This is a genomic window from Nostoc sp. JL23, assembly GCF_017115065.1.
In the GTDB taxonomy this organism is placed as follows: domain Bacteria; phylum Cyanobacteriota; class Cyanobacteriia; order Cyanobacteriales; family Nostocaceae; genus Nostoc; species Nostoc punctiforme_A.
On the sequence record NZ_JABXKN010000119.1, the window covers coordinates 19,039 to 37,852 of the forward strand.

Sequence of the window (18,814 nt, forward strand, 5' to 3'; positions counted from 1 at the left end):
TAGCGATTTTCAAAAATAGGCAACCAATGACCTGCAAAATTAAGCTTTTCGAGCAAAGGCTGTCTGAAGAGGACAAGGAGAGGGGGAGACAAGGAGATGGGGGCACAAAGAGAAACTTTTTTCCTTGTTTTCTTCGATGATTGAAGATTGCCACGACTCCCAGTAATCCATAACATAATGACAGTCACAAGTCCAAGTAGCGGCTTTTGCTACTCAAAACTTCTCCTATGGTCGACGCTGCGCGTAGCAAGATCCCCATAGGGGTACGGTGATTGTAAAGTAATTGTCACATTAGTTGACATAATCTTTTAGGTAAGGTAATAAAAGTGACTTTTAGTACAGATGAAATTAAAAAGCTGATCGCAGACATTGACAACTTACTTGCCAGCGGTGGCAAGCGCCTGTCAAGATTTCTCTCTGGTCAGGCGCAAGAGCCTAAAGAAGTTTTAGAGCGAATTCGCGACTTCTTGGTGAGGTTACGAGAAAAAGAAACATTAGAGAGCGGCATCCCAAATCAGTCTTCTGAAGAACCGCGTTCGCCTTTGTTAACAAAATTTATCGATCGTGGTAATAATCAGTATCCACTACCGCCGCTCGAACCCAGTCAGCAAGAGAGTACTGTTGACGCCGGACAATTAAAAAATGAATTTTCCAGATTGATTCAGCCGTTGCGATCGGAATTAGAATTGCTCTTGCAAGAGCGAGCCACTCTCATACAAGAAATTCGGCAACTAGAGCAAAGGCGTTTGCAAAACTACTCCTTAGCGCAGCAGTTGACAAACCAGGAGCAAATAATTACCGAGTTTTTACAGGTACTCATGAGCCGCCTTGTGCCAACTTTAACGCCACTGATTGGACAGACGAGGGAAAATTCCGCCAGTTCTTCAGGAGGAATTAATTACGCAACCTCTGCAACTCAATCTTTATTAGAATCCTCTGACGATGTGGAGCGCTTAACCCAGCTAGCTAGGGAGTTAGATCAACGCCTATTATCACTAGATGGGACGGTGAATGTAGTCTTTGAAGCACTACAGCGCAACATTAATACTTATTACGAATCCCTGTCGCAAGCACTGGCAAGAATGCATAGCAAGGGGATGCAAGGCGAACAGCTGATGGCTAGCTTTGTCAACAATTTGACCCAACATTTGCAACAAGAATCCTCTAGTTTGCAGTCGTCATTGCTGGGAGAAGAATCTGAGACACTACCATCATTGACTGAACCAGCCGATATTGCTGCTGGAGTTGCGCCCCAATCCTTGGAGCTTATCCAGCCAGAAACTTCATCTCCACTCACAATTACTTCTGAGCAACGGGAGACTACCCTCACAGAGGATCTAGATGCAGTGCTGTTGCAGCTTGGTGTAGACTCATCTGAATATTCTCAAACTCCGACCGAATTACCGCAAGATATTTCTGCGGCAATTGGTGATGAAGTAGACCAACTTTACGCTAGTTTGTTTGATGCTGGTGATGTTAATAATCCCAGCCTCGATGTTCCCACAAATGACTTATCTGCTTTCACAGCCTCTGCATCTCCGTTGAACATGGCACAGGCTCCACCTGTCTCTCCAATTGTGAATTCTGCGGTTGTAACACCAGATACAGGTCTTTCAATCCAAGAGACTTTAGGCGAAACCACAGATTCATCAGAGCCACAGGAAGAACTATTTTTTGAAGAGAATACTGACCTAGACTCACCTCTTAGCTTCTCTACTCCACAAATAGACAGTTTGCCACAAGTCGGCACTCAGCCAGCTAGTGTTGATACAATTAATACCCTAACTGACTTATTACCTGATACCGAGACTGAACTGCAATTGCTGGAAGTCTCATCTTCTGTAGATAATTCCACAACTACAGCAACTGACCCATTGCCTGATACCGATAGTGAACAGCAACTGCTGGAAGTCTCATCTTTTGTAGATGATGCCACAACTACAGCACCAGTGATTCCAGAAGCAGCAGAAATTTCGTTAGTAGAGCCTACTGTTCCCGAAGCGTCTGTCTACGACACCCTGCGCGATCGCAGCGAAGATATCACCACATCGGAAGTATTAATTAACAGCGATCGCTCCGAACTGTCTTCAGATAACTACATTGCTGCTTCACCCCAGGAAAACTTGCTTTCTATTGAGTCAAACCAGTCTCCAGCCGTACCAGATATTTCTTTAGATGAAGAACAGTTGCAGCAATTAGATCGGGATTTGGCTAATTTTGATCGGCAGCTAAATTTTGAGTCGCAGCCAGATCGCAACTTGGATGTTTTCTCGGAACTACTTGATAACATTCAAGACACAATCCCCACAACTTCCCCTGAAAATCCCCAAATAGAAGAGAATACATCAACTGTTGCTTTCTCTAGTTTGGCAGTTCCCCTGGTAGAAACTGAAAAAAAAAAGGAAGTCACAATTCCTGTTCCAGAAAGTTCTTTACCTCCAATTGCTCACTCCATAAATAATCCAGAAGTTTCGCCCAATATTCTAGAATCAGTCTGGTATTTAGGAATTGATTTAGGTACAACAGGAATTTCCGCTGCATTATTAAATCGCTCGACTTTTGTTGTACATCCTATCTACTGGTCAGCAGAAAATTCGCCGGAAATAAGCTCTTTTCAGCAATCGTTTCGTTTACCAACAGAGGTTTATCTGCCTATAGCTTCTATACCCCACGGTGAAAACGAAACTATCGAAGCACATGAGCAAACAGCACCTGCGGCTGTTGCCCAAGATAAAGTACCCGATCGCTCGGCTACCACTCCTGCAACACCAAGATCGACAGCAGATCCGACGAAAAATAATCTCTACTCAGCGCAGTTGAAGCCCTATCTACAAGTAGCCATTCCCTACAAGAGCGAACGACAGAAATGGGAACCGGTTTTGCAATTAAATGAATTTTCGGCAGGGCCTTTGATTTGGGTTGTGCGATCGCTCTCTAAGTTACTGTTAACCCTCAAATCCGAAAAAACAAGTACTACCCCTAGTTTAATGGCTACCGCTATGGGGATCGGCGAACAAGATTTTCCCCAGATTATCAATAATATTGCTGGTGTAATTTGCACCTGTCCATCTAGCTGGTCGGAACAATACCGCTTTAACGTGCGGGAAGCTTTACTCACTAGCAAACTTATCCAACATCCGCAGCAAGTCTTTTTTGTCGAAGAAGCGATCGCTAGTCTACTCCCGGAACTTGATGCTGTTAATGGTGAGCAAGTAAAACTAAGCGATGCTCAAGGTTCTCATCCAGTAAAAACCAGCGAACATCCCATTGTTGGCAACACCCTGGTGATTAACATTGGGACAACTGCCACAGAAATGTTGCTGGTGAATATACCAGAAACCTTGCAGCAATTGACATACAGTGATTTCATGCTCCACAGTTTTGCTTATGCTGGCAAGGGAATTGAACAAGATATTATCTGCCAGCTGCTATTGCCACCGAAATCTCGGCAATCACGCCTAGAAACACCAAGCAATCGCAAAACTACCACGAGTAATCCTTGGCAATGGCAACCGTCAATTCCCGGTTTAGACCAAATGCGTTGGCAAACTTTAGGGTTGGAAGAATTAGAACTACCTAGAGTCGGAGAACCAGATATCACCGCTCGAATTCGTCTCCAACAGCGTCTAGAAAGTTCTCTACTGGGACAGGCGGTATTAGATGCGGCATTAGCCCTAAAGCTGATTTTGCAACACCAAGACTCTTTTACCCTAGAATTAGCCGATCAGCAGTGGGTTTTGCAGCGACGAGACTTAGAAAGCCAGGTATTTATTCCCTTTGTGCGCCGTCTGAACCGAGAACTTAATAAGTTATTGGTAGCTCGTGGTATCCCTACAGAAGCCATTAATCAAGCTATCCTGACTGGTGGAGTGGCTTGTATCGGAACGGTGAACCGCTGGTTACGGCAAAAACTTCCCAGCACTAAGATTATTCAAGATTTATATCTTGGCGAAAACGGCGCTCCCAATTGCAGTCGGGTTGCTTACGGTTTGGCGATGCTGCCTCTGCATCCCCAGATTTTAGATATACCCAGGCAACAATACACTGATTATTTCTTGTTTACGGAATTGTTGCGACTGCTACCAGACCGGCCCTTATCTTTCGGTGAAGTTATCCAGTTATTTGAGGGTCGTGGAATCAATACTCGGATTTGTCAGCAACGGCTGCTGGCTTTTTTGGAAGGTGAACTGCCTTCCGGTTTGATACCTTCAGTCACAGAATCAACTTGGCTTACCCAGAGTTCGCAAGAAAATCCTGACTATCAGGCGATCGCCACAGCACCACTTTTTGAAAAACAAGGAAGTCTCACTTACCGTCCCAATTCTCAACAACTGTTGTCTTTACGTCGCTATCTAGATGCAATCAAAGCTAGTAATCAGCAATCACTGGAGGAACCATATACGGTGAATTTTGCCTTAGAGGTTAATCGTTGAGACTACTAGATCGCGCTAGAAATAAGAATACTACTCAAAATTCCAAATGCTCATAACATAAGCATTTGGAATTTTGCGAATTACTACTAGTACTTCAGCACAGTAATTTTTGGGATATGTCCGATAGTAGTATCTTTTTATTAGTTTTTATTAGATGGATAAAATACCGTAAATTTACAATCTATCAATTGAATTGAAAGATTCCGTAAATTTTTGGTTTTTGGTTTTTATATCGGTTAAAATTTGTGTATATTAACACTCGGTAGTAGCGGCAATAGCAGTAAAAAGTCGCCTAAGAATCATGTCTATGTCTACACTACTGATGTAAAAATTCCTTTTAAGACATAAGTTAGCCCTTGTGAATAATCTTTATTCAGTTAATTGTTTGCAACAGCCTTCACACCCGTCAACTTTAAGCGTGAGAAAACGATTAATTGACATTGTTGGAGCAATTGTGGGGCTGATTATTACATTTATGGTAGCAATTCCTATAGCAATTGCTACCTTTATTCATGAGCCAAGTCCAATATTTTATTCCCAAATTCGCTGTGGGTTAAACGGAAAAACTTTCCGCATCTGGAAATTCCGCTCCATGATAGTCGATGCTGATAAACTCAAGCATTTGGTTGAGAACCAAGCTAAAGGTCACATTTTTAAATCTTTTGACGATCCTCGCATTACTCCTGTTGGTAAATTTTTGCGGCATACTAGCTTGGATGAATTACCTCAATTTTGGAATGTTTTGTTAGGGGACATGAGTTTAGTTGGTACTCGTCCACCGACTCCTGATGAAGTCAGTAATTACGATCTACATCACTGGGATAGATTGCGAGTCAAACCAGGAATTACCGGAGAATGGCAAGCTAATGGGCGTTCCAGTATCACAGACTTTGAAACCATTGTGAAAATGGATATGGATTATCAACGCAAATGGTCTGTAACTTATGACCTGAGTTTGATTATTAAAACTATCTGGGTAGTATTTAAAAAGACTGGTGCTTATTGAATTGGGGGATGGGGCATTGGGCATTGGGCATTGGGAATTGGGCATTGGGCATGGGGCATTGGGTATGGGCAAAATATTTTTATCCTTTAACGCCACTACCTGTTTCTGTCGGTACAATGTAACGTTGTAAAAACAAAAATAGTAATAATACTGGAGCGATCGCAATGACTGAGCCAGCAGCTACCAAGCGCCAATCAAGGGAAAATGTACCTGCTAGCTTTGCAACTCCCAAAGGAAGAGTGTATAAATTTTCGTCTTGGATGACAATTAAAGGCCACAAAAAGTCACTCCAAGCACCAATGAATACGAAAATAGCTAAAGTTACCAGTGCTGGGCGAACTGCCGGTAACATAATATGCCACCATAATCCTAACTCTGAGCTGCCATCCATCCGAGCGGCTTCTTCTATTTCTTTGGGGACACTCATGAAAGCTTGGCGCAACAGAAAAATGCCAAAGGCAGAAGCTAAACTCGGAAAAATCATCCCTAAATAAGTATTTCTTAAACCCATCTGGACTGTCAAAATATAGAGGGGAATCATCACAATTTGGAAAGGAATCATAATCGTAGAGACGATCGCTACAAAAATCCAGTCTCGCCCGACAAATGATAATCTTGCCAACGGATAGGCAGCTAAAGCGCAAAACAGTAGATTTAAGCCCACAGTCAGTACTGACACCAAGGTACTGTTATACAAGTATTGTCCAAAAGGTAAAGAGTTCCACACACTAGAGAAATTATTTAGTGTCGGTTGACTCGGTAGCAACTGTGGCGGCGACTGAAAAATATTTTCCGTAGGCGATTTTAAGGCTGTACTAATTAGCCATAGTAACGGAAAGAGCATCAACAGCGCGATCGCTCCCAATAGCACATAGATTAGCAGAATCTGCGATCGTGATTTTTTCCAGTTCAGCATTTGATTTTGCAAATTTTATTTTGTAATTCAACAGGAATGTAAATACTTACATTACTTGCTGTTTATTTTGAAAAATATTTAAGGTATATCTAGCTCTAGTTTTAAGAATATTTAATTGGTCAACTTGTGCCAATAATCTGTCTACAATTTCAGTTTCTTCATTTGAAAAATGATTTTCAGAATTTTTAATTAATAACTCCTGTAATTGTATCTGAGCTTTGGAAGATAAAGAACTTTCTGCCAAGATTTTAGAGATAGTGGAATCATCAATGTTAATTTGACTGAAGCCATTTTGGATGGGGCTATCTTCGGTGGAGAAGAAAGTACTATTAAAGGAGCTAATTTCGATAGAGCTTCCCTCCGAGGTGCTACTTTTATAATGGTCAGTTTGGAGCAGACTACCTTTAAAAGTGCCATTTTGGATGGGACTGATTTTGGTATCATTGGTTTTGACGAACTCGATCTGACTGGAGCCAGTTTCCAGGTTTCCAATTTTAGATTGCCAGAACATATTCCTCTCGGTGGTGGACGCATCATTCTGCCATATGGTCGAGCGCTCGATGGGTAAGGCAAAGGTATCCTGAATCCTTCAACTTTTTCGAGTCAATCCGGTTTCCGTACAAATAGCTTGTAGTGGTTTATCCCAAAGCTCAATCGGTATTTGGGACAAATAGGCAAAATCAAAGACAATTCCGATAGTTGGCTTTGTTTCCCACTGCGGTAAACTGAGCAAGCGATCATAATATCCGCCACCATAACCCAAACGATATGCTTGATAGTCGCAAGCTACACTGGGTACGAGAATCAAATCTACTTCCGCAGCATCTAAGATTGGAGCGTCGGGGTGTGGTTCAGTAATGCCATAAGCGCCACTTTGGACAGAATCGTTAGGTGTCCAAATATGCCAACACAGGGATTTATCAACGCAGCGAGGAAATCCCCAACGGTATTTGGTGTTGGCAAATAGGGGACTGAGGTCAGGTTCTTGGCGAAAGCTGAAATAAGCGAGTATTGTTTTTGCTTGGGTAAACAAAGTAGAGTTTTGTAAATGAGAGCTAATGCGATCGCTATTTTCTCTCCATTCTCCAACGGACATTGATTGACGTGTTTTGAGTAGAGTGCGGCGCAGTTCTACTTTATTTAGTTGATGATTAACTTTGTCCATAAAAATAGTCAAAAAAATAAGCTGGGCATCACCCAGCTTGTATCACTCTACATTCACCAGAACATTGTTATGCAGCGTGTTGACGATACCACTCAATGGTATTCTTTAGCCCTTCTTCAAAGCTTACCTGAGCCGTGAAATTAAAGGCTTGTTTGGCACGTTCAGTATCTAAACAGCGACGGGGTTGACCATTCGGCTTATCAGTTTGCCACACAATTTCCCCCTTAAACTCCATCAATTCGCAGATTAGAGTTACTAAATCAAGAATGGAGATTTCAGAACCAGTTCCCAAGTTAACTGGTTCCGATTCGTTATAGAATTGAGTCCCCATCACAATCCCCCGTGCTGCATCTTCTGAATACAGAAACTCACGGGTAGGACTGCCATCACCCCAAACTGCAAGTTGCTTTTCTGCATTAATTTGGGCTTCGTGAACTTTGCGAACTAATGCTGGAATGACGTGGGAACTTCCGGGGTCGAAGTTATCTTCTGGGCCATATAAATTTACTGGCAGTAGGTAAATCCCATTAAAACCGTACTGCTGACGGTAAGATTGCAATTGAACTAAAAGTGCTTTTTTGGCAATTCCATAAGGGGCGTTGGTTTCCTCTGGGTAGCCATTCCAAAGATCGTCTTCTTTAAATGGCACTGGAGTGAATTTGGGATAGGCGCAAATTGTGCCAACACAAACAAATTTTTCTACTCCAGCTTGGTAAGCAGCATGAATTAGGTGGGTTCCCATAATCAAGTTATCGTAGAATAACTCTGCGGGTTTTTCGCGGTTCAAACCGATGCCACCGACATGAGCTGCTAGATGTATGATTATGTCTTGCTGGTCAACTGCAAGTTGGCTATTTTCCCAAACACGCAAATCTTGATCGCGCGATCGCGGTATTGTAATTTTATCGCGATCGGCTCCTGCTTTACACAGTTGATCTATCACCTGACGGCCTAGAAACCCCGACCCACCAGTGACTAGAATGCGTTTATTTTTTAGTTCTAAGGCGGTCATATTTTATCCTCTGTGATGCCGAATCAGAAGTGCAAAGCGCCCAGTGTTTGACGAATAGTAGCAATATCATCTGGAAATTGCGAACCTTTTCCATTAGGTGAAGTATGACCCAATGCTTGTAAGTCTGCTTCTACCATTAGGGAAACTAGTTCTTCAAAGGTTACTGATGGTGTCCAGCCCAAATTCTGCCGTGCTTTGGTAGAATCGCCAATCAACAACTCTACCTCAGATGGACGCAGGTAACGCTCATCAAACTCTACATAATCTTGCCAATTAAGATTCACATAACTAAATGCCAGTTCCAAAAACTCTCGTACTGAGTGGGTTTCACCAGTAGAAATTACGTAATCGTCTGGCTGGTCTTTCTGCAACATCAACCACATTGCTTTGACGTAATCCTTCGCATAGCCCCAATCTCGCTTGGCATCTAGATTACCCATGTAAATCTTTTTCTGCTTCCCAGCAACGATACCAGCCACCGCTCTAGTAATTTTGCGGGTTACAAAGGTTTCACCCCGCCGTGGTGACTCGTGGTTAAAAAGTATACCGTTACAAGCAAATAAATTATAAGATTCACGATAATTTACAGTTTGCCAGTGAGCGTAAACTTTCGCACAGGCATAGGGACTGCGGGGATAAAAGGGCGTTGTCTCAGTTTGAGGTATTGCTTGTACTAAACCGTACATTTCTGAAGAACCCGCCTGGTAAAATCGCACCTGAATTCCGGTACGATGCTGGTAGTCTCGAATTGCTTCCAACAGACGCAATGTCCCCATTCCTACTGCATCCACTGTGTATTCGGGTGAATCAAAGCTGACTCTGACGTGGGATTGAGCGCCGAGGTTATAAATTTCTACTGGTTTTACTTCTTCTAAAATACGCCGCAACGTTGTACCGTCTGTCAAGTCGCCGTAGTGAAGAAACAACCGTACTCCCTCTTTATGGGGATCTTCGTAAATGTGATCGATACGGTCTGTGTTGAAGGTAGAAGTCCGGCGAATGATGCCATGAACTTCATAACCTTGTTCCAACAAAAACTCACTTAGATATGAACCATCTTGTCCCGTAATACCAGTAATCAACGCTCGCTTCTGTTGCGTCATACTCAATTATCCCTTATTGTCTTTGATTAAAAATTTACAGCCAATCTGATACAACCTAGCAACTAATTGCTGAATTGCCTAATGGGAAACCTACGAGTTCTTGTGGTTATGAGACTTTTTCCGTAAATAAATATACTTAACAAAAATTAATTTAGCACGTAAGTCCAACATTTAGTATAGATAGCTCAAGATTATTTAATTATGTATATTTTCTTTTACCGATAGCTCAAGATTATTTTTATGTATGTTGTTTTTTGTAAAAACTTCATATATCTCTAGTTTTGTGAAGACTTAATAAAATAGCCATTTTAAATTAGACTTCTGGTAAATGTGCCAAATATACGCACTCACAGAAGTCTGAATTAAGTAGAAAAGCACAAATTATAGAAACAAAAATGAGCAATACTTTAGCTTGAGGGGAGAATTGGTACTTAGGGGCATTGACTGCCCCACAGAATTCACCCTCAGTAGTTACTCAGTATGCGCCGTTATTTTTGGGTAGAATTACCACATCAACAGTTTTCAAGATGATCCATAAATCAAGCCAGAAATTCCTAAATTTGACATAATGCAGGTCTATTTGGACTCTCCGAGGATAGGGAATGTCATTACGCCCAGATACCTGCCACAAACCAGTAATTCCTGGACGGATTGTTAAAATCTCGTCAATGTGACAACCGTATTTTGGCAGTTCTTGTGCTACCAAAGGTCGGGGGCCGACTACACTCATATCCCCTTTTAGAACGTTCCAGAACTGGGGAAATTCGTCTAAGCTAGTAATTCGCAAAAATCGACCAATTTTGGTAATCCGGGGGTCTTGTTTCAGCTTAAAACTGCTCTCAAATTCTTGCCGCAATTCGGGTGATGTTTCCATCATTTGCATGAGGATTTCATCCGCATTGCTTACCATTGTTCGGAATTTAATACAATTAAACGCTTTGTAATTTTTCCCTACCCGTTCCTGGACATAAAAAATTGGCCCTTCTGAGCTAAAGGCAATCAGCAAGGTCAAAATTAAGTAGACGGGGAAGAACAAAATTAATACCGACAGCGAAAACACTATATCGAACAGTCGTTTGGCTAACTCTCCGTTTAAACCCTGAAAAGATAAACCTTTGGGCTTAACTTTTGGCGTCTTTGTTTTTTGACCGCGTTTTAAGAAACGCGTAGACGCTCTAGTGTCTTGCCTTACGCCTCGCTTGCCGGAGAGGAGTGAGCTCTGGGCAGTCATCATACTCCTTAATAATCCACACCACACATAGTCCCAATATTAAAGCCAAAATGATGTGCTTCTGGGGAAAATTGCCAAAAGCCTAAAAAAATAAGACGTTAATCAAGACCATCATTCCGAAAACGGTCTTTTTCGTTGCACTTGTTTACAAAATTTAGATAACGATCTGCAAAGATTTGCGGTGAAAACAGCGCGGCGTGCGATCGCATATACTCGGAATTGAACGAACCCTGATACATTTCAAACTTTTCTACTGCCTCCACCAAAGCCGCCTCTGTTTGCGTCTTGAAAAATATACCTGTCCCTGTATCCGCACCAGAGCGGATATCTCGCACTGTTTCTAAAGCACCCCCTGCACCGTAAGCAATTACTGGCGTGCCGCAGGCTTGTGCTTCCACTAGGGCAATACCAAAATCTTCACAAGCTGCATATACAAACGCCTTAGCCCTAGACATATATTTTTTTACCACATTATCGGGTTGCCAACCGAGTATTTGGATATTTGAGTTTGCCATCTCGCGAATCTTGTTCATTTCATCTCCTGTACCAATGACTACTAATGGTCGTTTTAGTTGATTAAAAGCCTTGACAATCAACGATATTTGCTTATAACTCACTAACCGGGAAACTGTCAGGTAAAAGTCCTCTTTCTCAGACAGAAACGGAAACTCCGCAATATTCACTGGTGGGTAAATGACTGTTGCTTCTCGCCGATAGCAACGCCAAATCCGCCGAGCTGTATGCTGCGAGTTGGCAATGAAATAATCAACGCGATTGGCACTCAAGACATCCCACTGGCGCAAACGATGTAATAAATATCGCGTCACCCATCCAGGTAAACCACTACCCAGTTTGCTGTGGCGCAGATAATCAAAGGTCAAGTCCCAGGCATAGCGCATAGGGCTGTGACAGTAGCAAATATGCATCTGTTCGGGAGTGGTAAGGATTCCTTTGGCAACAGCATGGGATGAAGACAGAATGACATCATAATGCCGCAAGTCCAGTTGTTCAATTGCCAAGGGCCACAAGGGCAAGTATTTTTGTATACCGTTGCGGGCATAGGGAAAGTTCTGAAGAAACGTCTTGCCAATTTGACGCTTGTATAAATAACTTTCTCTATTACTGGATTCAAAATCTATGAGAGCATACAAATCAGCATCAATGTGATTCAAAATTTCTCGTACAACGAGTTCTGAACCACCGGTGGCTTTGGGTGTTAGCCACTCATGAACCAGAGCATATTTCAAGGGCACAGCTAACTTGAATAAGTGGAAAATACAAAGGCTAACTTGATGACGTTAACTGAAAAGTTTCCCCTTGTGATTAATTAATGGGAAGCGCCCCAGATTAGCACATAAGACGGAATCTTTCCCTCAGAGGTTCCAGATGGATGCGGCAACCTGATAATCTCAGATTGGGGAATGGGGCATTGGGCATTGGGCATTGGGCATTGGGCATTGGGCATGGGTTATTCTCCTTGTTTCCCTAGTCCCTAGTCCCCAGTCCCTACTCTCTTGATGAAAACTGATATATAAAGGGTGAATTTATGCGAATTCTGATTATGGGTGGTACTCGGTTCATTGGTGTCTATTTGACTCAACTACTAGTGGAAAAAGGACACGAGGTAGTGCTGTTCAATCGTGGAAATCGGCCAGCACCTTCTTTAGAGGGAGTAGGACAAATTATAGGCGATCGCACTGATGCTACTCAATTAAAGGCAAAGTTATCACAAGAAAACTTTGATGTTATTTTTGACAATAACGGGCGCGAACTTACTGATACTCAACCACTAGCAGAAATTTTTCAAGGACGAGTGCAACATTTTGTGTATATGAGTTCTGCGGGGGTGTATCTCAAATCCGATCAATTGCCCCACATAGAAGGCGATGCTGTAGATCCCAAAAGTCGTCACAAGGGTAAACATGAAACAGAAGCTTATCTGACTCAATTGGGATTACCATTCACTTCTATTCGTCCTACTTATATTTACGGGCCTCGTAATTATAATGAGTTGGAAGGCTGGTTTTTTGACAGAATTGTGCGCGATCGCCCCATTCCCATCCCCGGAAATGGCTTGCATATCACGCAGCTAGGTCATGTAAAAGACTTGGCACTAGCAATGACTCAGGTTTTGGGCAATAAACAAGCCATAGGGCAGATTTATAATATCTCAGGCGATCGCTTTGTCACTTTTGATGGTTTAGCCCGTGCTAGTGCTGTAGCGGCTGGTAAATCACCCGATGCTGTCAAAATCGTCCATTACGACCCTAAAAAGTTTGATTTCGGCAAACGCAAAGCTTTTCCGATGCGGGTGCAGCATTTCTTTGCTTCGGTGAATAAAGCGCAAACAGAATTAAACTGGCAACCTGAATATGATTTGATTTCTGGGTTACAAGACTCTCTGGAAAATGACTATTTAGCTAATGCAAAAGATAAAGCTGATGTTGATTTTTCTGTAGATGAGGAGATTTTACAAGCGTTGTGAGTAGCTAGGGCGAATAGAATTCGCACGCCAGTTGCTCATGGGGGAAACCCCCAAGACCGCACTGGCTTGGCTATACAGGCAAAGTCCGCCTCCGCGGACTAAGGTCAAATTAAGGGTTTGAAACCCACAAAGGTGGGTTTTGTTTCGTGTAGACGCGCTTTCTAACCGCCTGTTTTGCTGATGCGAGCGCAGCATCACAACTCATCAGGGTTAACACCTAACTCTCGCAGTTGTGCTGCTAATCTGTTAGCACGTTGACTTTCTTGTTCTAGTTTTTCTAGCGGTGTGGGAAGCCAATTCCCGGATGCATCATACCAACGTAGCCACAATCGCTCAATTCCTTGGTAAGAACCTTGCCAAAGTCCTAAACCTAATTCCAAACCCGGCATCCACACTCGTGGGGTACTCAAGTCCAATTCGCTGTAACTATCTGCAACTAATTGGAATACTTGGAGTTTGTCAGTGTAGCGGTCAAACACAATGTAGTAAGGAACTCGCAAAATCCGCTCATAAACTTCCCATTTGGTCGGCGGTTGGTTAATTTCCCGTAGAGTTTGTCCTAAGTCTTCTTTTTCAGTGCCAGGAGAAAGCAATTCTACCATTACAAAAGGAGCAACCCCTTCTTGCCAGATTACATAACTGAGACGCAAGTTTTGTTGTTCGTAGAGACGCGAAACTCCCACAGCAGCAAACCAGTCTGGGCGTTTGTACCACAGTGTATGCCGCAGGTCATAGTAAAGGTTTAAGTCACTGGCAACAAATACTTCCTCTGCTGGATAGTTAGGTGGACAGAAGGTTTCGCGCAAAAGTTGGGGCTGAAAAAGGTGAAATTCGTCAGGCAAACCAGAGTCCTCCGGGTATTCACTGGGAAGATCGTACATGGTGGGTAGGGTTTCTTTTGGAGGTCGCGGCGGGTCTGTTTGGTACATAACGGGAATCCTGACCGACTAATTTTAAGTTAACGGATCGCAGTAAAGGTTGAATCAAAATCAAAAATATTTTCTTCTACCTGGGAAAGACGCGATAAATTGCATTTTTAGTATTTACTGAGACAGGAATGAAAATTTTCTTTATTAGTCAGAGAAACCTTTTTTAAAATTGCCTGAAGACTACTGAAACTAGTTTCTGTAAATACTATTGTTGGTTGATAATATGAGCCAGGTTGTGCAATATCCACTCCACAATGTACTAGAGTGCCGTGCCCGCTTGGGTGAAGGTCCCATGTGGGACTCTACCCAAAACCTAATTTACTGGGTTGATATCTACAACCATCGGGTACATCAGTTAAATCCGGCGACAGGGAAAGCCTTGTTTTTTGATGTGGGAGATGTCGTAGGCGCGATCGCAACAGCAGGGAAAGATAGATTAATTATGGCACTGCGTCATCACTTGGCATTTCTCAATACCCAAACAGGTGAAGTTACACCCATTTTGGAGATTGAAGGAAATCTGCCAGACAACCGTTTTAATGATGGCAAATGTGACCCCCAAGGCCGCTTTTGGATTGGCTCAATGTGTTCTTTAGAAAAACCCCAGGCTAACCTCTATCGCTATGATCGTGATGGTTCATTGCATTTGATGGAAATGGGATTGACTATCTCTAATGGTCTGGGGTGGAGTCCCGATCAAAAAACGTTTTATTTGAGTGATTCTCCTCAACAAAAAATATATGCTTTCGACTTTAATTCAGTAACAGGTAACATTACTAATCGTCGGATTTTTGTTGATTTAACTCATGAATCTTTCTACCCAGATGGCTTGACAATAGATAGTCAAGGAAATATTTGGTCAGCTATGTGGGATGGATGGTGTGTGATTCGTTTCAACCCCAAGGGTGAAGAGATATTGCGGATAAAACTACCTGTTCCACTCGTAACGAGTTGCACCTTTGGCGGCAAAGATTTGCAAACACTCTATATTACCACTGCTTCAGTTGGACTCAGCCAAGGGGAGATTGAAAAAAGTTTCTACTCAGGTGATTTATTTGCTCTGCAAACTGATGTTACTGGCTTACCTAGCTATGATTTTGAGAAATAAAGTAGTAGCAGTGTCAATGTGAGGCGCTAAATTGCCTCTCATATTTGTTCAACTCGACTCTTTATTTGTTTGCGAATTCTAAAAATTCCGAGTTTTAAACTTTTGATCTTCAAGTTCCGAGTTCAAAGGTGCAACTTCCAAGTTCAAAGGTGCAACTTCCGAGTTCAAAGGTGCAACTTCCGAGTTCAAAGGTGCAACTTCCGAGTTCAGAGGTTCAACTTCCGAGTTCAGAGGTTCAACTTCCGAGTTCAGAGGCTCAACTTCCGAGTTTAAAGAGACTTCCAAATAAAAAAACATTAGTCCCGTGGAGCTTTTTTGGTTTCACTTTGTACTTAAAGGTATATTTTCCCTAGTTGGAATTTGTAGTATGAGGTAAATTGCTCCAGATATTAACGTCAAGGCAACAGAGTGCTAATAATTAGGGTAAGGATTGGATAAACTGAAAGGAAATGTTTGCAGTCAAAGGCTCTGGTAGTGGTTTTCCTTGTGCTTGGTAATCTTCAATCAAAAGTTCTAGCACTTCTTCACCATTATTGAGAGCATCAGCGTAGGTATCTCCGTGAGTGTGTGTGTATGGGCCAAACTTAGGTAGGCTGACAATGTACTTTTTATCTTCCACCGACCACTGAATTACAATACTATATTGCAGTTTCATTCGTGTTCAGTGCTAGCTTTTTGCGGCAAAAGATAAATACCCCCAGAGATTAAAGTCAGGGCGACGGAAACCCAAAAGGCAATTAGAGAGGGAGTTTGCCACACTTCACCCAGAGGCGCAATCAGAAGTGCGATCGCAACTATTTGACTAACAGTTTTGAGTTTACCCCAAATATTCGCTCCGGTAATTGTCGTTTGATTCACCCGCCAACCAGCGATCGCTAATTCCCGCGCTAAAATCAAAAACACTCCCCAAGCTGGCACTTTTCCTAATTCAATAAAAACCAGCAATGGCGCAAGTACCAGAAGTTTATCCACTAAGGGATCGAGAAATTTGCCCAACTCACTAATTTGGTTGAGTTTCCGCGCCAAATAGCCGTCTAACCAATCAGTCAATGCAGCAACGAGAAAGATCGCTAAACATATCCACTGAGCTTGAGGTGTGGGATTATATAAACCGTAAAGCAGAAATGGTATCCCCAATAGGCGAGAGAAGGTAATCCAGTTGGGTATGGTCATAAGGAATTCAAAAATAAAACTTCAAAATTAACAACTCTAAAGCAACAAGCAGCCAAGCAAATATGCAAAATATATGCAGATTAGTGTATCTGAGTGTGGCTGCGTGGGAAAATTTGTTTTCTGTAGCTCTCCTAAAACAATACTATGACTGAACACACAGATTCCCAATTCCGCATCGAACGCGATTCGATGGGCGATCGCCAAATTGCTAGTAGCGTTTATTACGGTATCCAAACGCTACGGGCGATTGAAAACTTCCCCATTAGCGGCATTAAGCCTCTAGCTACTTACGTAAATGCTGGGTTAATCATTAAAAAAGCTACAGCAATTGTCAATGGAGAACTAAATTGCATTCCCCAAGATATTAGTCAGGCGATTGTGCAAGCAACTGATGAAATCTTAGCTGGTAAGTTCCGTGATCAATTTGTCGTGGATGTTTATCAGGCGGGTGCTGGAACATCCCACCACATGAATGTCAACGAAGTTTTGGCAAATCGCGCCTTAGAAATTCTTGGTGAAGAAAAGGGCAATTACAAACGTGTTAGTCCTAATGACCACGTTAATTATGGACAGTCTACCAATGATGTGATTCCTACTGCAATTCGGATTGGTGGATTATTGGCATTATCCAAGACATTACACCCAGCAATAGATGGTGCGATCGCATCTTTAGAAAACAAAGCTGTAGAATTTCAAGATATCGTCAAATCTGGCAGAACCCACTTACAAGACGCTGTACCCGTGCGTTTGGGTGAAAATTTTCGCGCTTGGGCGCAAATTCTTACAGAACATCAAAATCGGATTTATACCGCCTCTGGAGATTTGATGGTACTGGGTTTGGGAGGTAGTGCAGCGGGAACGGGGTTAAATACTCATCCTCTATATCGCGCCCGTGTGGTAGAAGTTCTCTCAGAATTGATTGATACTCCTTTAGAACCTGCGCCCCATCTCATGGCAGCCATGCAAAGTATGGCTCCATTTGTAAATGTTTCCGGTGCTTTACGCAACTTAGCCCAGGATTTAGTCAAAATCTCTCATGATTTACGGCTGATGGATTCGGGACCAAAAACTGGTTTGAAAGAAATTCAACTCCCACCAGTGCAACCTGGTTCATCGATTATGCCAGGGAAATATAACCCAGTCATGGCAGAGATGACATCAATGGTGTGTTTTCAGGTGATGGGTTACGACAGTGCGATCGCTTTAGCCGCACAAGCCGGACAATTAGAACTAAATGTGATGATGCCGCTAATTGCCTATAACCTAATTCACAGTATCGAAATTCTCGGCAATACCATTGCGGTACTCACCGAACGCTGCATTGAGGGAATTACTGCTAATCAGGAACGTTGTTTAGCTTATGCCGAAGGCAGTTTAGCTTTAGTAACTGCACTCAATACCCACATTGGTTATTTAAATGCCGCAGCTGTCGCCAAAGAATCTTTAGAAACTGGTAAATCCCTGCGCCAAATTGTTTTAGAACGAGGATTGATGAGTGAAACAGATTTAGCCACAGTGTTAAATCTAGAACAAATGAGTGGTATCTTACCACTCAAAACAGAATAATAGGTTATGGGTTATGGGTTACAGGTTATAGGTTACTATCCTCTATTGCCTGTTCCCTGTCCCCTATTCCCTATCCCCTACCTATACCATGCAGACTCAAAAACCATCTGTTAGTCTCATTCGGGCTACATCTTACGAACGAGAGGCTTTACGAGAATCCTTAGTGATTCTCCTGGAACCTTTTGGAGGAATGGCAGCGTTTGTAAAAAAAGGCGATCGCGTTTTACTCAAACCAAATCTACTTACAGGATCGCGTCCTGGTAAAGAGTGTATTACCCGTGCCGAACTAGTTTATGAAGTTGCCCAAATGGTAATTGAGGTTGGCGGTAAGCCATTTTTGGGCGATAGTCCTGCTTTTGGTAGTGCCAAGGGCGTAGCAATAGCAAATGGCTATCTGCCTATTTTAGAAGAACTCAATCTTCCCATCATCGATTTTCATGGTCAGCGTTACCAAACCATCAGTGACAATTTTAACCATCTGCGACTGTCTAAAGAAGCAATGGAAGCAGACGTAGTGATTAACCTACCGAAAGTGAAATCACATGCCCAGTTAACATTAACACTGGGCGTAAAAAACCTGTTTGGTTGCGTCCCCGGCAAAATGAAAGCTTGGTGGCACATGGAAGCGGGAAGTGCGATTCGTTGCTTAGTGAATCACGGTAATCAGCCCGTACATAACTAAGCCAG

18 protein-coding genes and 1 pseudogene are annotated in these 18,814 nt (G+C 42.6%); 7 read left to right on the plus strand and 12 right to left on the minus strand.

What is annotated here, in order from left to right:
• Positions 1–326: 326 nt before the first annotated feature.
• Positions 327–4,433, plus strand: coding sequence for a hypothetical protein (locus HWQ42_RS23675; RefSeq protein WP_292816623.1), 4,107 nt, complete (start codon positions 327–329; stop codon positions 4,431–4,433).
• Positions 4,434–4,791: 358 nt separating this feature from the next.
• Positions 4,792–5,439 (plus strand): sugar transferase, encoded by a 648-nt coding sequence (locus HWQ42_RS23680; RefSeq protein ID WP_292729399.1) that lies wholly within the window; start codon positions 4,792–4,794, stop codon positions 5,437–5,439.
• Between the two features lie 79 nt (positions 5,440–5,518).
• On the opposite strand, the gene HWQ42_RS23685 is transcribed toward HWQ42_RS23680, so the two are convergent.
• On the minus strand, positions 5,519–6,355 hold the full coding sequence (locus HWQ42_RS23685) for a carbohydrate ABC transporter permease (RefSeq protein WP_292816624.1): 837 nt from the start codon (positions 6,353–6,355) through the stop codon (positions 5,519–5,521).
• A 46-nt stretch (positions 6,356–6,401) separates the two neighbouring features.
• Positions 6,402–6,599 carry a hypothetical protein gene (locus tag HWQ42_RS23690; RefSeq protein WP_292816626.1) on the minus strand — a complete coding sequence of 66 codons (198 nt, stop codon included), beginning with the start codon at positions 6,597–6,599 and terminating at the stop codon, positions 6,402–6,404.
• Between the two features lie 33 nt (positions 6,600–6,632).
• Here HWQ42_RS23690 and HWQ42_RS23695 point away from each other — a divergent pair, with 33 nt between their 5' ends.
• Positions 6,633–6,923 (plus strand): pentapeptide repeat-containing protein, encoded by a 291-nt coding sequence (locus tag HWQ42_RS23695; protein WP_292729405.1) that lies wholly within the window; start codon positions 6,633–6,635, stop codon positions 6,921–6,923.
• A gap of 21 nt (positions 6,924–6,944) precedes the next feature.
• Here the strand turns inward: HWQ42_RS23695 and HWQ42_RS23700 are convergent, their stop codons facing one another.
• From HWQ42_RS23700 to HWQ42_RS23725, 6 genes are all read right to left on the minus strand, one after another.
• Positions 6,945–7,520, minus strand: a complete 576-nt coding sequence (locus HWQ42_RS23700) for a 5-formyltetrahydrofolate cyclo-ligase (RefSeq protein WP_292729408.1) — start codon at positions 7,518–7,520, stop codon at positions 6,945–6,947.
• A gap of 67 nt (positions 7,521–7,587) precedes the next feature.
• Positions 7,588–8,532 carry a GDP-L-fucose synthase gene (locus HWQ42_RS23705; protein WP_292816628.1) on the minus strand — a complete coding sequence of 315 codons (945 nt, stop codon included), beginning with the start codon at positions 8,530–8,532 and terminating at the stop codon, positions 7,588–7,590.
• A 23-nt stretch (positions 8,533–8,555) separates the two neighbouring features.
• A complete protein-coding gene (gene gmd / locus HWQ42_RS23710) occupies positions 8,556–9,635 on the minus strand; it encodes a GDP-mannose 4,6-dehydratase (RefSeq protein ID WP_099099379.1) in 1,080 nt (359 codons plus the stop codon).
• 475 nt (positions 9,636–10,110) lie between these two features.
• Positions 10,111–10,866 (minus strand): sugar transferase, encoded by a 756-nt coding sequence (locus HWQ42_RS23715; RefSeq protein ID WP_292729662.1) that lies wholly within the window; start codon positions 10,864–10,866, stop codon positions 10,111–10,113.
• A gap of 98 nt (positions 10,867–10,964) precedes the next feature.
• On the minus strand, positions 10,965–12,119 hold the full coding sequence (locus tag HWQ42_RS23720) for a glycosyltransferase (protein WP_292816629.1): 1,155 nt from the start codon (positions 12,117–12,119) through the stop codon (positions 10,965–10,967).
• Positions 12,120–12,193: 74 nt separating this feature from the next.
• Positions 12,194–12,331 (minus strand): hypothetical protein, encoded by a 138-nt coding sequence (locus HWQ42_RS23725; RefSeq protein WP_292816631.1) that lies wholly within the window; start codon positions 12,329–12,331, stop codon positions 12,194–12,196.
• Between the two features lie 81 nt (positions 12,332–12,412).
• Between HWQ42_RS23725 and HWQ42_RS23730 the strand changes: the two genes are divergently transcribed.
• Complete coding sequence (locus HWQ42_RS23730) at positions 12,413–13,351, plus strand: NAD-dependent epimerase/dehydratase family protein (protein WP_292816633.1); 939 nt, start codon at positions 12,413–12,415, stop codon at positions 13,349–13,351.
• A gap of 194 nt (positions 13,352–13,545) precedes the next feature.
• Here HWQ42_RS23730 and HWQ42_RS23735 read toward each other — a convergent pair whose 3' ends face one another.
• Positions 13,546–14,280 carry a Uma2 family endonuclease gene (locus tag HWQ42_RS23735; protein ID WP_292816635.1) on the minus strand — a complete coding sequence of 245 codons (735 nt, stop codon included), beginning with the start codon at positions 14,278–14,280 and terminating at the stop codon, positions 13,546–13,548.
• Positions 14,281–14,503: 223 nt separating this feature from the next.
• On the opposite strand from HWQ42_RS23735, the gene HWQ42_RS23740 reads away from it, so the two are divergent.
• The gene (locus tag HWQ42_RS23740; RefSeq protein WP_292816637.1) at positions 14,504–15,388 is read left to right on the plus strand and encodes an SMP-30/gluconolactonase/LRE family protein; all 885 of its coding nucleotides are present in this window, start codon (positions 14,504–14,506) and stop codon (positions 15,386–15,388) included.
• Positions 15,389–15,466: 78 nt separating this feature from the next.
• Here the strand turns inward: HWQ42_RS23740 and HWQ42_RS23745 are convergent, their stop codons facing one another.
• From HWQ42_RS23745 to pgsA, 3 genes are all read right to left on the minus strand, one after another.
• A complete protein-coding gene (locus tag HWQ42_RS23745; protein ID WP_292816638.1) occupies positions 15,467–15,685 on the minus strand; it encodes a hypothetical protein in 219 nt (72 codons plus the stop codon).
• 121 nt (positions 15,686–15,806) lie between these two features.
• Positions 15,807–16,043 (minus strand): type II toxin-antitoxin system HicB family antitoxin, encoded by a 237-nt coding sequence (locus HWQ42_RS23750; RefSeq protein WP_292816640.1) that lies wholly within the window; start codon positions 16,041–16,043, stop codon positions 15,807–15,809.
• Entirely contained in the window at positions 16,040–16,561 is a 522-nt protein-coding gene (gene pgsA / locus HWQ42_RS23755) for a CDP-diacylglycerol--glycerol-3-phosphate 3-phosphatidyltransferase (protein ID WP_292729432.1), read from the minus strand. Before pgsA ends, HWQ42_RS23750 begins: the two co-directional genes overlap by 4 nt.
• Positions 16,562–16,705: 144 nt before the next feature.
• On the opposite strand from pgsA, the gene HWQ42_RS23760 reads away from it, so the two are divergent.
• Positions 16,706–18,127: an aspartate ammonia-lyase gene (locus tag HWQ42_RS23760; RefSeq protein WP_292816642.1), complete on the plus strand. Its 1,422-nt coding sequence runs from the start codon at positions 16,706–16,708 to the stop codon at positions 18,125–18,127.
• 88 nt (positions 18,128–18,215) lie between these two features.
• Positions 18,216–18,758, plus strand: a pseudogene (locus HWQ42_RS23765) (DUF362 domain-containing protein); the annotation flags it as partial.
• Between the last annotated feature and the right edge of the window lie 56 nt (positions 18,759–18,814).